The organism is Streptomyces katrae, from assembly GCF_002028425.1.
Lineage (GTDB): Bacteria > Actinomycetota > Actinomycetes > Streptomycetales > Streptomycetaceae > Streptomyces > Streptomyces katrae_A.
This window is the reverse complement of record NZ_CP020042.1, coordinates 1,100,072-1,113,562: the sequence shown is the minus strand read 5'-3', so window position 1 is coordinate 1,113,562 and position 13,491 is coordinate 1,100,072. Positions and strand designations below refer to the sequence as shown.

The window sequence follows — 13,491 nt, the reverse complement described above, 5'->3', positions numbered from 1 at the left end:
GATCTTCCCCCCAGGGAGCTCAGGCCGCGGCCGGCGACGACAGGGAGCGCAGCTGCGCCAGCCGGAGCCGGGTCTCCTCGTCCAGCGGGACGAAGGTCGTCAGGCGGGGGCCGGCCGCCGGGCCCAGCCAGAGGCTGGTGTGTTCCAGCCGGAGCAGGCCCACATGGGCGTTGCGGATGTACTTCTTGTTGCTGCCCAGTCCGACCACCTCGTGGCGCGCCCAGATCTCCCGGAACTCCGGCGAGGCCGCCTCCAGCCGGGCCAGCAGGGCCTTCCAGGCCGGTTCGGCCAGGTGGCCGGCCATCGAGGCGCGGAACTTGGCGGCCAGCATCCGGTTCACGTCCGGCATGTCGGCCAGCGAGGCACGCCACTCGGGGTTGGTGAAGGCCAGCCACAGGCAGTTGCGGTCCTCGCGCGGGAGCCGGTCCAGGTCGCACAGGAGCCGGGCGTAGGTGGCGTTGTAGGCGAGGATGTCGTAGCGGCTGTTCTGCACGCACGCCGGGATCGGGTCCAGCTGGTCGAGCATGGCCCGCAGCGCCGGGGTCACGCTCGGGCACCGGGTGTCCGGCGCCGGGTCGGTGCTGTCCGCCAGGGCGAACAGGTGTGCCCGCTCGGTGGAGTCCAGCAGCAGGGCGCGCGCCAGAGCGTCCAGGACCTGCGGGGACACCTGGATCTCGCGGGCCTGCTCCAGCCAGGTGTACCAGGTGACGCCCACGGCGGAGAGCTGGGCGACCTCCTCGCGGCGCAGCCCGGGCGTGCGCCTGCGGCGGCCGCGGACCAGCCCCACCTGCTCGGGGGTGATCCGCTCGCGGCGGCTGCGCAGGAAGTCGGCCAGCTCGTGCCGGCGCAGGTCGCTCTGGGGGGCCACAGTGGTCATGGGTCCAGCGTGCCGCATCGCGCAGCCGGCTTCCAGGTACTGCGAGTACCAGGATAAGCAGACTCTGGTACCAGGCTGAGCGGTGGAGGATCGTCTCTTCCGTGACCGAAACGACCATACGAACGCCGCACCGTCCGTCCCTGACGACCTCCGCCTCCGCCCCCGCCCCGGCCCGCGAGTCCGGGGGGATCTCGCCGCTCGGGCTGTTCACCGTGCTGCTCGGCGCGGCCCTGCCGCTGATCGACTTCTTCATCGTCAACGTGGCGCTGCCCGCCATCGACTCCGACCTCGCCGCCGGTCCGGCCATGCTGGAGCTGGTCGTCGGCGGCTACGGCGTCGCCTACTCCGTGCTGCTGGTACTGGGCGGCCGCCTCGGCGACACGGCCGGCCGGCGCCGGCTGTTCCTCGCCGGCATGGCCGCCTTCGGCGTCACCTCCCTCGCCTGCGGCCTGGCCCCCACCGCCTGGACGCTGGTCGGCGCCCGGGTGGCCCAGGGCGCCGCGGCCGCACTGATGCTGCCGCAGGTGCTCGCCACCATCCAGGCCACCACCCAGGGCCCGCGCCGGGCCCGGGCGATGAGCCTGTACGGGGCCACCGCCGGACTGTCGATGGTCGCCGGGCAGATCCTCGGCGGGATCCTGGTCGCCGCGGACGTCGCCGGCTCCGGGTGGCGTTCGGTGTTCCTGGTCAACGTGCCGGTCGTGCTGGTCGGGCTGGTCCTCACCGTCCGGGCCGTACCCGAGACCCGTTCCGACCGCCCGGCCTCGGTGGACGTGCCCGGAACGCTGCTGCTGGGCCTGACGCTCGTGTCCGTGCTGCTCCCGCTGACGGAGGGCCGCGCGGCCGGATGGCCGCTGTGGACCTGGGTGTCGCTGGGCGTCTCCCCGCTGGCCGCCGTGGCCTTCTACCTGACCGAGCGCCGCGCCGACCGCCTCGGGCGGACCCCGCTCGTGCCGCCGAGCCTGCTGCGCCTGGTGTCGCTGCGGCGCGGACTGGTGATGCTGCTGCCGTTCTCGATCGGCTTCAGCGGGTTCATGTTCGCCTTCGCCGTCGCGCTCCAGCAGGGACTGCGCCTGGGCCCGGTGTCGGCCGGGCTCGCCCTGGTGCCGCTGGCCCTCGGCTTCTTCGCGGCCTCGCTCGCCGGCCCCCGGCTGGTCGGGCGCTTCGGCAGCCGGGTCGTCACCGCCGGGGCGCTGATCCAGGCCGCCGGGATCGGCCTGCTGCTGGTGACCGTCTGGCGCGGCTGGCCCGGCCTCGGGCTCGCGGCCCTCGCCCCCGGGATGGCCGTCGCCGGCGTGGGCCAGGGCCTCCAGCTGCCGGTGCTGATGCGGCTGATGCTCTCGGACGTCCCGGCGGACCGGGCCGGAGTCGGCAGCGGGGTCATGGTCACCACCCAGCAGTCCTCGCTCGCCCTGGGCGTGGCGACCGTCGGCAGCCTCTTCCTCGCACTGGCCGCCTCGGCCGGCCTGCGGGACGCCCTCGCCACGACCCTGCTGGTCCAGCTCGGGCTGATCGCCCTGACCGCGCTGCTCAGCCTCCGCCTGCCGCGCGTCATGGGCTGAGCAACGTCTCCGGGCCACCGCCGGACGGCCGCCCGGTCATCGGCCCCCGGCCCACCCGCCCCCGAGCGAGCTCAGCCACTCCTCGGCCCGCGCCGCGCTGAACTCCGCCTGGCCGCCCGCGAAGAGCAGCCCCGCCCCGGCGAAGGCGGGCTCACCGGCGCTCCGTGGCACATAGGGGACCGCCAGGCAGTGCATCCCGGCGGCGCGGGCCGCCAGGGCCCCCGGCGCCGCGTCCTCGACCACCACGCAGGAGGCCGGGGCGGCGCCCAGCCGGCGCGCGGCCTCCAGGAACACGTCCGGGGCGGGCTTGCCCCGTTCGACCTCCTCGGCGGAGACCACCGTGGTCAGCAGCGAGGCCAGCCCCGTCCCCTCCAGCACGGCGTCGATCGCCTCCCGGGAGGACCCGGACGCCACCGCCATCGGCACGCCCCGCGCGTGCAGCCGCTCCACGAGCCCCCGCATCTCGGGGAAGGCCTCCGTACGGGTGCGGGCCAGCTCCAGGTAGGCGGCGTTCTGCTCGGCCAGCAGCTGCTCCACCGGCGCCCGGAGCCCGTACCGCTCCCTGAGGAGCTCCAGCGTCTCCAGGGTCCCGATGCCGATGAACCGGGAGTGCTCCTCCCAGGTGAAGCCGGGGACGCCGTGACGCGCGAGCGTGCGGCGTCCGGACTCGTAGTAGTTCGGCTCGCTGTCCACGAGGGTGCCGTCGAGATCGAATATGACGGAGATCATCCGTTGTGCCTGTTCTGCCGCCCGTATTGCTGTGTGATCCATCCTGTCAGGGTTTGGCCGCCGCCCGTCCCACGGCTTCGACCAGCGGCAGCAGCCGGTGCGCGACCCGCTCCCGCAGCGCCACCTCGGTCCGGGTGCGGACCACCCCCGGCAGTCGGATCAGCCGCTGGATCACGTCCTCCAGGTGGGCGTTGTCCCGGGCGGCCACCCGCGTCAGCAGGTCCCCGCCGCCGGTGATCGAGAAGGCCTCGATGATCTCCGGCACGGCGGCCAGGGCGTCGCCCACGTCGTCCAGGTGGCCCTGGGTCACCTCGATGTGCACGAAGGCCAGCACCGGGTGCCCGAGGGCGGCGGGGGAGAGCACCGGACCGGTGCCGGTGATCACCCCCGTGCGTTCCAGCCGGTCCAGCCGGGCCTGGAGGGTCCCGCGTGCCACGCCGAGGATCCGGGCGTACTCGCGGACACTGGTACGCGGCTGCTCGATCAGCAGACGCAGGATCCGGGTGTCGAGCTCGTCCACCGCCATGACAGGACTGTACCAATGGTCCGTCAAGCCCGGATCGCCCTGAATCGGACGGGGGAGACAGCACCGTGAAGACCGCCGTGGTCCTGTACACCAGCGACCTGCGCCTGCACGACCACCCGCCGTTGCGCGCCGCCCTGGCCGCCTGCGAGCAGGTGGTCCCGCTCTTCGTCCGCGACCGGGCCGTCGAGCGCGCCGGCTTCGCCGCGCCCAACCGGCTGGCCTTCCTCGCCGACTGCCTCGCCGACCTCGATGCCGCACTGCGCGACCGCGGCGGCCGCCTCGTCCTGCGCTCCGGGGACGTGGTGGAAGAGGTCTGCGCCCTCGTCCGGGAGGCCGGCGCCGACCAGGTGCACCTCGCCGCCGGGGCCAGCGGCTACGCCCAGACCCGCGAACGGCGGCTGCGCGAGGCCCTGCGGTCCCAGGGCTGCGCCCTGCACGCGCACGACGCGGTGATCACGGCGGTCGCCCCCGGCGCGGTGCTCCCCAGCGGCAAGGGCTCCGACCACTTCGCCGTCTTCACCCCGTACCTGCGCCGCTGGAGCGAACTGCCGCCGCGCCCGGTGGCCGCCGCACCGCGCGCCGTCCGCGTTCCCGAGGACATCGGGTCCGAGGAGCTCCCGCACCGGTCCGCCGTCACCGGGACCTCCCCGGGCCTGGCGCGCGGCGGCGAGGGCGAGGCCCGCCGGCTGCTGACCCGCTGGCTGCGCTCGGGCATCGCCCGGTACGAGGACACCCACGACGACCTCGCCGCCGACGCCACCTCCCGGCTCTCCCCGCACCTGCACTTCGGCACCCTCTCGCCCGTCGAGGCCGCCGTGCGCGCCCGCACCGCAGGCGGGCCCGGCGCCGAGGCCTTCGTCCGGCAGCTGTGCTGGCGCGACTTCCACCACCAGGTCCTCGCCGCCCGCCCCGAGGCCGCCGCCCAGGACTACCGCACCCGCCACGACCGCTGGCGCACCGGCCGCGACGCCGAGGAGGAGGTCCAGGCCTGGAAGGACGGCCGCACCGGCTACCCGGTCGTCGACGCGGCCATGCGCCAGCTGCGCCACGAGGGCTGGATGCACAACCGGGGCCGGCTGCTGGCGGCCGGCTTCCTCGCCAAGACCCTCTACGCGGACTGGCGCACCGGAGCCCGCCACTTCCTCGACCTCCTCGTGGACGGGGACGTGGCCAACAACCAGCTCAACTGGCAGTGGGTGGCCGGCACCGGCACCGACACGCGCCCCAACCGGGTCCTCAACCCCGTCCGCCAGGGCCTGCGCCACGACCCCGACGGCCGCTACGTCCACCGCTGGGTGCCCGAACTCGCCGGCCTGCCCGCGCCCCGCGTCCACGAGCCCTGGAAGCTGCCCGCCGCCGAACGGGCCTGCCTCGACTACCCCGGGCCGCTGGTGGACCTCGCCGAGGCCCAGGCCCGCTTCCGCGAAGCCCGGCAGCGGGACTGACCGCACGGCGCACCCGGCCCCGCGTCAGACCCGGTGCAGGGCCGGCTGTTTCACGTACGCCACGGCCACCGCCAGCACCACCACGGCCGCCGGCAGCAGCAGCCAGTTCACCGGGCACCCGGCCCGCACCAGCAGCCCGCCGGTCAGCCCGCCCGTGAACATGGCCGCCACGGCATGCGCCCGCCGCCCCCACACCGCCGTCCCGTACCCGAACGCGCTGTCGTGCCCCAGCGGCGATCCGCCGAGCAGGGCCGTCATCGACCGGGTGACCAGGGTGGTGGGCACCCCCGGCAGGTTGACCCGCATGCTCGTGACGTTGCGGAACCCCATCGCCACCGCGAGGGCGGAAGCCGTCAGCAGGTGCCGGGCGGCCGGGGAGCCGTAACGGGGCGCCAGCTCCCAGCCGATCCCCGCGGCCACCGTGATCAGCGCCGCCTCGACCGACAGCCCCAGCACGAACCAGTGCCGCCCCCGGGACTCCGCAGCCCCCTCCAGCCGGGCCGCACACACCGCCCCGACGGCGAACGACAGCAGGGACACCCCGGGCGCCAGGGCCGGCAAGTGCCCCTGATGCGCCGGTCCGAAGGACAGGAACAGCACATTGCCGGTCTGCATCGCGGTGAACACCGGTCCCAGCGCCAGCAGACTGACCGCCTCGATCAGCCCCGTCACCCAGGTCAGCACCAGCAGCAGCACGGTCAGCCGCCGGCACGCACGCACGTCCATGACGCCCGACAGTGACATGTCCGCCCCGCTCCACCGCCCCGACATGCCGGGCGCGAGCGCCGCCCCATAGGGTCCGGGGGTATGAGTGAACTGCTGCTGGTGAGGCACGGGGAGACGGCGTGGAGCGCCAACGGCCGGCACACCGGACTCACCGACGTCCCACTGACCGCCCGCGGGGCCGACGAAGCCCTCTCGCTGGCCCCCTACTTCCGCGACCGGCACCCCGCCCTGGTCCTGACCAGCCCCCTGAGCCGGGCCGTCGCCACGGCCGAACTGGCCGGACTGACCGACGGGGTCCCCGACCCCGACCTCCACGAGTGGGACTACGGAGGCTACGAGGGCATCACCACCGCCGAGATCCGGCGGACCCGCCCCGACTGGTCGCTGTGGACCGACGGGGTCCCGCCGGGCGACGCCGCGCACCCCGGCGAGAGCGCCGCCCAGGTCGGCGCCCGCGCGGACCGGGTCCTGGCCCGGGCCACGGAGGTGCTGCGCGCCGGCAAGGGGGACGTCGTCCTCGTCGCCCACGGCCACTTCCTGCGCGTCCTGACCGCCCGCTACCTCGGCCTGCCCCCCGAGGCGGGCCGGCTCTTCCTGCTGCGCACCGGCACCGTCAGCGAACTCTCCACCGAACACGGCCTCCCGGTGATCGCGGGCTGGAACACCCGCCCCTGACCCGCCCGACCCCCTCGACCCGCCCGGCCCGCCCGGCCCGCGGCGCGGGCCCTCCGCCACCCGGACGACCCGCGCCGCCTCGCGCGGCCCCGCCGCGCACGTGACGATGCGTACATGGACCAGGGCGACCGCGGCCGGCCGGAGGACCCCCTCCCCGGCGCCGACTCCGACGAGGACACCCTCCAGGCCGGCGCGATCGGCTTCCTGGACGCGCTGGTCATCGGCCTGAACTCGACCTCGCCCGCCTACTCCCTGGCCGCCGTCATCGGCCCGATCGTCGCCATCGCCGGGATCTACGCACCGGGCGTGATGCTGGCCTCGTTCGTGCCGATGCTGCTCATCGCCGCGGCGTTCTACTACCTCAACAAGGTCGACCAGGACTGCGGAACCACCTTCTCCTGGGTGACCCGCGCCATGGGCCCCTGGGCGGGCTGGCTCGGCGGCTGGGCCATCACCATGACCGGCGTCCTCGTCATCGGCTCCCTCGCCGACGTCGCCGTCCACTTCGGGCTGCTCGCCGCCGGCCTCGACGGCCTGGCCGCCAACGCCGTGCTCCGTCAGACCCTCACCGTCGTGGTGATCCTTGCGATGACCGCGATCTGCGTCATCGGCACCGAGCTGTCCGCGCACTTCCAGGACATCCTCATCCTCGCCCAGGTCCTCTTCCTCCTGGTCTTCGCCGTCGTCGCCATCTACCGGGTCTACGCCGGCACCAGCACCCTCGACGCCGTCCACCCCTCCGTCGCCTGGCTCAACCCCTTCGGCGCGGGAGGCGGCGCCCTCACCGGCGGCCTGCTGCTCGGCGTGTTCATCTACTGGGGCTGGGAGTCGGCCGTGAACCTCACCGAGGAGGTCGAGGACTCCGCCACGGCGCCCGGCAAGGCCGGCATCTGGTCCACGCTGGTGCTGCTCGTCACCTACCTGTCCGTCGGCTTCGCCATCGTCGCCTACGCCGGGACCAAGTTCCTCGCCGAGAACGCCGGGCAGGAGGAGGCCATCTTCGCCGTCCTCGCCCACGAGGTGATGGGCGGCTGGGACTGGATGGTGCTCCTCGCCGTCTGCACCTCCGCCCTCGCCTCCACCCAGACCACGATCATCCCGGCCTCCCGCACCGCCCTGTCCATGGCCCGCCGGCACGCCCTGCCCCCGCACCTCGCGCACATCCACCACCGCTTCCACACCCCGGACGTCAGCACCTGGTGGGTGGCCGCCATCGCCATCGCCTGGTACCTCGCCGTCAACCAGATCAGCGAGAACGCCCTCCTCGACTCCCTCACCGCGCTCTCGCTGCTCATCGCCTTCTACTACGCGCTCACCGGCCTGGCCTGCGCCGTCTACTACCGCCGCCACCTGCTGGAGAACGCCCACAACCTCCTCCTCATCGGCGTAGGCCCGCTGGTCGGCGCCGGACTGCTGGCCTGGCTGCTGGTCGAGTCGATCGAGGACATGTCCAACCCGCAGAACTCGGCCAGCGGGGTCTCCTGGTTCGGCCTCGGCCCGCCGCTGGTCATCGGGATCGGCATCGCGGTCGTCGGCGTGCTCCTCATGTGCTTCTGGCGGATCCGCGACGGAAGGTTCTGGCAGGAGCGCCGGGGCGTGGTCGACCCGGCCCTCGTCCACGGCCGCAGGACCTGAGGAGGCCCGATGTCCGTAGTCCTCGGTTACGACGAGTCCCCCGGCGCCGAACGCGCCCTGCGCGTCGCCCTGGAGGTGGCCACCGCCTTCGGGGAGCCCCTGGTCCTCGTCTACGGGGCCGCCGCGCCCGGTTCCGCGGGGGAGGAGTACCGGGCCCACCGCGAGGCCGTCCTCCAGGCCGGCCGCAGCGCCCTCGCGCGGGCCGTGGAGGCCGCCGACGAGGCCGGGGTCCCCTCGACGGTCGAGGTCATGGACGACAAGCCGGCCCAGGCCCTGCTCGCGGCCGCCGAACTCCACGACGCCCGGGTCATCATCGTCGGTACCTGGGGCGACAGCCCGATCCGGGGCGCCCTGCTCGGCTCGACCCCGCACAAGCTCCTGCACCTCTCCCCGGTCCCGGTGCTCTGCGTCCCGACCGAGCCGTAGCCGTCAGGCGAAGACCCCCGCGAGGTACCCGGCCAGCCCCTCGGCGGCCGGCGGGCACAGCCGCGCGCCCAGGTATCCGTCCGGGCGCACCACGAAGGCCGTCGGCGCCCGCACCCCGTAGCGCAGGGCGAACTCCCCGCGCGCGTCGCGGTACACCGGCATCGGCGTGGCCCCGGCGGGCGCGGTCCCGCCCTCGGTGAGGACCGCGTACGCCGTGAGCCGCCCCGCCGGCGACCCGCCCGTCAGTGCGGCGAGTCCGGGAACGTACGCGTCCCACGCGCCGTCGGTGTACACCAGCAGCACGTGCTCGCGGTCCCTCAGCAGGTCGAAGAGCCGCAGCGGATAGGCGGGGACCTCCCCGGCCAGACCGCCGCAGTCGGGGGCCCGTTCCCCGGGCCCCGGCCCGGTGCCGTCGGCCTCCCCGGGGGACGGCCGCACGACGACCGGGCTGTCGGGATAGCCCACCAGCAGCTGGGCCTCGCGCAGCAGCGCCGTGGTCTGCCGGTCGCCGGCCCCGAGGTCCTGCCGGGCGTGGCGCACCGTCCGGCCGACGACCTCCTCGCCGACCGGGCGCCGCTCGGCGTCGTAGCTGGCCGGCAGCCCGGGGTGCGCGGAGCCGCCGACGGCGAGCGCGAGCTTCCAGGCCAGGTTCCAGGCGTCCTGGATACCGGTGTTCATCCCCTGCGCGCCGGTCGGCGGATGGATGTGCGCCGCGTCCCCGGCGACGAAGACCCGGCCCGCCGCGTACCGGTCCACGATCCGGTGGCTGATCCGGAACACCGAGGACCAGCGCATGGCCGACACCGTCACCGGGCGGGGCGCCATCCGGTCCAGGACCGCCTGGATGTCGGCGAGGGCGGGGGCCCGGGAGCCCTCCAGCCCGTGCGCCACCCCGTCGCCGGCCGCCGGCGCGGCGGAAACGGAGAGCTCCGGCGGCACCAGCATGGACATCCGGTACCGGCCGGGGCCGGGCAGCGGGATGGCGACCAGCAGGTCGTCGACCTTCCCGTCGGTGCCGTGGTGCACGGCCCGCAGGGTGTACCCGTACGGGAGGTCCCAGTCGGCCTCCACGTCGGCCAGCATGTACTCCTCGGGGAAGGCCCCGCCCTCGAAGCCCAGCCCCAGCTGCTTGCGGACCGTGCTGTGAGCCCCGTCACACCCCACCAGATACCGGGTCCGCAGCTCCTCGCCGCCGCCCCGTCCCGTCAGCAGGACGCTCACCCCGTCCGCGTCCTGGGTGAAGGACACCAGTTCGGTCTCCCGCTCGATGCCGGTGCCGAACCGGGCCAGGCGGGCCTCCAGGATCCGCTCCGTCTCGTACTGCGGCAGCGCGGCGAACCCGTACGGCACCTCGGGCGGCAGTGCCAGCCGCAGCGGCTCCCGCTCCTCCCCGTCGACGTGGACCAGCTGGCCGCGCAGCGGGACCGCCGCGTCCAGGACGTCCCCGATCATCCCCGCCCGGTCCCACAGCTCCAGCGTGCGTGGCTGGATCCCGACGGCCTTCGCGTACGGCAGCCGGGCCGGCAGCCGGTCCACGATCCGGCAGGACACCCCGCGCCGTCTCAGTTCCACCGCCGCCGTCAGCCCCACCGGGCCCGCGCCCACGACCAGCACGTCCACCGCTCCGCGTCGCATGCGTCCATCGTGTCCACCGGCCCCGCGCCCCCGCCACCGGGCGTGTCGCGGGGAGCGGCGCGGGCACCTGGGTGTGCAGCCGATCCGTTGGCCCGCCCGTGGCCGGAAACATCCCCGTTCGGGGGTGCCAATGGCCCAGCGCGGCGAGGTCGCCTTGAGCCAATGCCCCTGCGGATGCTTATCTGTGTCGTATCCATGTACTTTCGGCGCCGCGCAGCGCCGGCCGGCAACGACGCCGGACCGGAGCGCGGCGCCTTCGCCGTGCCCGTAAGCCGCCCACCACCCCCGGGCGGACACCGGCCCGGCGGGCAGCACACCGAGGGGGGCGGCACACCGCCATGAAGAGGATGTTCACGGCTCCGGATCCGGGGCGCGCCAGACTCAGGAACTCCACGCGCGCGGTCATCGGCACCGGACTGGCGGTCGCCGTGGCCGAGCTGGCGGGGCTCTCGCTCACCGCGTCCATCACCGGCGGGCTCGCGGCCCTGCTCGCGCTCTTCACCGTCCTCGACGCGGACGTCCGCGCCCAGCGGGTGACCACCGCCCTGCTGCCCGTCGCCGGTTTCCCGGTCCTGGTCCTGGCCACCTCCCTGCACGGCATGGCGCCCGTGCGCGACGCGGCCTGGCTCGCCGTCGTCTTCGCCGGGGTCTACGCCCGCCGCTGGGGGCCGCGCGGGCACGCCCTCGGCATCTTCGCCTTCATGATGTTCTTCGTCACCCAGTTCCTGCACGCCCGGCCCGCGCAGCTGCCCGAGCTGTTCGCGGCCGTCGCCCTGGCCCTCGTGTCGGCCGGGGCCGTGCGGTTCGTGCTGTGGCCCCTGGAGCGCCGGACGCCCCCGGCCGCCGCCCCGCCGCCGCTGCCGGGCACCGGCCTCGCCCGGCCCACCACCCGCCAGGCCTTCCAGGCCACCGCCGCCTGCGCCTTCGCCCTCGCCGTCGGCCAGGTGCTGTCCCAGGACCGCTGGTACTGGGCCGTCGGCACCGCCTGGTGGATCTTCGTCAACACCGCCTCGCGGGGCGAGACCCTGGTCCGCGGCTTCCGCCGGGTCCTGGGCACCGTCACCGGCATCGCCGCCGGCCTGCTGATCGCCGTACCGCTGCACGGCGCCCCCGCGCCCACCGCCGCCCTGGTCGCCGTCTGCGTCTTCGGCATCTTCTACACGGCCGCCCCCTCCTACTCCTGGATGATGTTCTTCGTCACCGTCATGGCCGGGCTGCTCTACGGGCTCCTCGGCGTGCTCCACCCCGGGCTGCTGCTCCTGCGCTTCGAGGAGACCGCCGCCGGGGCGCTCGGCGCGGCCCTCGGCGTCACCCTGATCCTGCCGGTCACCACGCACGCCGCCAACGACGCCTGGATCCAGCGCGCCCTGCACTGCGTACGGGCTTCCACCGCGGCCTCCCTCGACCGCCTCGCCGGCGACCCCGACGCCGACCCGGCCCCGCACGCCGCCGAACTGGAACTGCTCCTGGCCCGGGTCCGGATGGCGCTCGCGCCCCTGGTCCACCCGCTCAGCCCGCTGCGCGCCCGCAAGGCCCGTGCGCGCCAGGTCCTGGGCCTGCTCGACGACTGCGCCCGCGAGGTGCGCGGGCTCGTCGCCGTCGCCGCCGACCCCCAGGCCTCCCACGACGCCCGGCTCGCCGCCGCCTGCTGGCGGGTCGAGGCCGCGGTGGAGGCGCTCACCGCCCCGGACGCCCCGGCGGCTGCCGGCGCCCCCGCCACCCCGGCCGGCCCCGCCGGGGCCGAACCGGCCCTGGCGCACCTGCACGGCCTGGAGACGGCCCTGGCCGCCCTGGCCACCCCGCTGCGCACCGACCCCCGCGCCCCCCTGGTCGTCACCGCCTGACGGCGAACCGCCCCCGCACGCGGGCGGACCGGAGTACGGTCGGGGCCTGACGGCCCAACTCCCGGAATGCCGGGGATGGTACGCGTGCACGCACCCCAACCGCAGGCCAACGCTCGAAGATCACTCGGAGGAGTGTTCCGTCGGCTCCGGGAGCCCGGCGCTGACCTGCGGCATGTACAACGGGTGGTTGTTCATTGCACATTCATCCGGCATGCGCAGGGTGGATCTGTCCGGACAGGGGGTAACCGCCCGGAATGGAAATTCTGCAGAAGCACTCGAGCGACGCTCAGGTGTGGGAGGAAGCCGAGGAGTTCATCCGGCTCTTCCACCGGGAGAATCCGCACACCGGTGATCCGCGCGCCCGGCTGGCCGCCGTCCGGGCCGAGCTCGCGGACACCGGCACCTACCGCCACACTCCCGAGGAACTGGTCCACGGGGCCCGGGTCGCCTGGCGCAACAGCAACCGCTGCATAGGCCGGCTCTACTGGAACTCGCTGCGGGTCCGCGACCGCCGCGGGCTGACCGCCGCCGAGGACATCGCCGCCGAGTGCTTCGAGCACCTGCGCGAGGCCACCAACGGCGGCCGGGTCCGGCCCACGATCACCGTCTTCGCCCCGGACGCCCCTGACCGGCCCGGCCCGCTCATCTGGAGCGAGCAGCTGGTGCGTTACGCCGGCTACGGGGACCACCCGTCGATAACCGTCGGGGACGCCCGCAACAGACCCCTCACCGAAGCCCTGCTGAGGCTCGGCTGGGCAGGCGGCGCGGGAACCCCGTTCGACCTCCTCCCGCTGGTGGTCCAGGGCGTCGACGACAAGCCCCGCTGGTTCGACACCCCCGCCGACGCCGTGCTGGAAGTGCCGATCCGCCACCCCGACGGGCAGGACGACTGGTCGGACTGGGGACTGCGCTGGCACGCGGTACCGGCCATCTCGAACATGTGCCTGGAGATCGGCGGCATCCACTACCCGGCCGCCCCGTTCAACGGCTGGTACATGGGCACCGAGATCGGCGCCCGCAACCTCGCCGACACCGACCGCTACAACCTCCTCCCGGCCGTCGCCCGCCGGCTCGGCCTCGACGTCTCCAGCGACCGCTCGCTGTGGAAGGACCGTGCCCTGGTCGAGCTCAACCGGGCCGTGCTGGACTCCTTCGACCGGGCCGGGGTCACCATCGCCGACCACCACACCGAGTCCCGGCGGTTCCTCTCGCACCTGGAGCGCGAGGAGCGCAAGGGCCGTGAGGTGGGGGCCGACTGGTCCTGGATCGTCCCGCCGATCTCCGGCGCCGCCACCCCCGTCTTCCACCGGACTTATGAGGACCGGCCGAGCGCGACCGCCTACGTCCACCACGACGGCGCGCAGGAACGGGCCTGGGGACGGGACTTGGTCTAGACCTTCTGTTACGGTCG

Annotated in this window: 12 protein-coding genes; 7 read left to right on the top strand and 5 right to left on the bottom strand. The window is 74.6% G+C overall.

The window, feature by feature from the left end; translation table 11 throughout:
- Positions 1–19: 19 nt before the first annotated feature.
- Positions 20–877 (bottom strand): helix-turn-helix domain-containing protein, encoded by an 858-nt coding sequence (locus B4U46_RS05110; RefSeq protein ID WP_079424453.1) that lies wholly within the window; start codon positions 875–877, stop codon positions 20–22.
- 140 nt (positions 878–1,017) lie between these two features.
- Between B4U46_RS05110 and B4U46_RS05105 the strand changes: the two genes are divergently transcribed.
- Complete coding sequence (locus tag B4U46_RS05105; RefSeq protein WP_237293278.1) at positions 1,018–2,439, top strand: MFS transporter; 1,422 nt, start codon at positions 1,018–1,020, stop codon at positions 2,437–2,439.
- Positions 2,440–2,475: 36 nt separating this feature from the next.
- On the opposite strand, the gene B4U46_RS05100 is transcribed toward B4U46_RS05105, so the two are convergent.
- Together B4U46_RS05100 and B4U46_RS05095 are read right to left on the bottom strand one after the other, a co-directional pair.
- The gene (locus tag B4U46_RS05100) at positions 2,476–3,168 is read right to left on the bottom strand and encodes an HAD family hydrolase (RefSeq protein WP_079424450.1); all 693 of its coding nucleotides are present in this window, start codon (positions 3,166–3,168) and stop codon (positions 2,476–2,478) included.
- A gap of 46 nt (positions 3,169–3,214) precedes the next feature.
- Positions 3,215–3,694, bottom strand: a complete 480-nt coding sequence (locus tag B4U46_RS05095) for an Lrp/AsnC family transcriptional regulator (protein WP_079424449.1) — start codon at positions 3,692–3,694, stop codon at positions 3,215–3,217.
- A 65-nt stretch (positions 3,695–3,759) separates the two neighbouring features.
- Here B4U46_RS05095 and B4U46_RS05090 point away from each other — a divergent pair, with 65 nt between their 5' ends.
- Positions 3,760–5,139, top strand: a complete 1,380-nt coding sequence (locus B4U46_RS05090) for a cryptochrome/photolyase family protein (RefSeq protein ID WP_079424447.1) — start codon at positions 3,760–3,762, stop codon at positions 5,137–5,139.
- Positions 5,140–5,163: 24 nt separating this feature from the next.
- On the opposite strand, the gene B4U46_RS05085 is transcribed toward B4U46_RS05090, so the two are convergent.
- The gene (locus B4U46_RS05085) at positions 5,164–5,883 is read right to left on the bottom strand and encodes a YoaK family protein (protein WP_237292647.1); all 720 of its coding nucleotides are present in this window, start codon (positions 5,881–5,883) and stop codon (positions 5,164–5,166) included.
- 63 nt (positions 5,884–5,946) lie between these two features.
- On the opposite strand from B4U46_RS05085, the gene B4U46_RS05080 reads away from it, so the two are divergent.
- The 3 genes from B4U46_RS05080 to B4U46_RS05070 all read left to right on the top strand — a co-directional run bounded on the left by B4U46_RS05080 (position 5,947) and on the right by B4U46_RS05070 (position 8,601).
- A complete protein-coding gene (locus B4U46_RS05080) occupies positions 5,947–6,540 on the top strand; it encodes a histidine phosphatase family protein (protein WP_079424443.1) in 594 nt (197 codons plus the stop codon).
- Between the two features lie 114 nt (positions 6,541–6,654).
- Entirely contained in the window at positions 6,655–8,175 is a 1,521-nt protein-coding gene (locus B4U46_RS05075; RefSeq protein ID WP_079424442.1) for an APC family permease, read from the top strand.
- A 9-nt stretch (positions 8,176–8,184) separates the two neighbouring features.
- Positions 8,185–8,601, top strand: a complete 417-nt coding sequence (locus tag B4U46_RS05070; protein ID WP_079424440.1) for a universal stress protein — start codon at positions 8,185–8,187, stop codon at positions 8,599–8,601.
- 3 nt (positions 8,602–8,604) lie between these two features.
- Here the strand turns inward: B4U46_RS05070 and B4U46_RS05065 are convergent, their stop codons facing one another.
- Positions 8,605–10,236, bottom strand: coding sequence for an FAD-dependent monooxygenase (locus tag B4U46_RS05065; RefSeq protein WP_079424438.1), 1,632 nt, complete (start codon positions 10,234–10,236; stop codon positions 8,605–8,607).
- A gap of 338 nt (positions 10,237–10,574) precedes the next feature.
- On the opposite strand from B4U46_RS05065, the gene B4U46_RS05060 reads away from it, so the two are divergent.
- Entirely contained in the window at positions 10,575–12,080 is a 1,506-nt protein-coding gene (locus B4U46_RS05060) for an FUSC family protein (RefSeq protein ID WP_079424436.1), read from the top strand.
- Between the two features lie 254 nt (positions 12,081–12,334).
- Positions 12,335–13,474 carry a nitric oxide synthase oxygenase gene (locus B4U46_RS05055; protein WP_079424434.1) on the top strand — a complete coding sequence of 380 codons (1,140 nt, stop codon included), beginning with the start codon at positions 12,335–12,337 and terminating at the stop codon, positions 13,472–13,474.
- Positions 13,475–13,491: the final 17 nt, after the last annotated feature.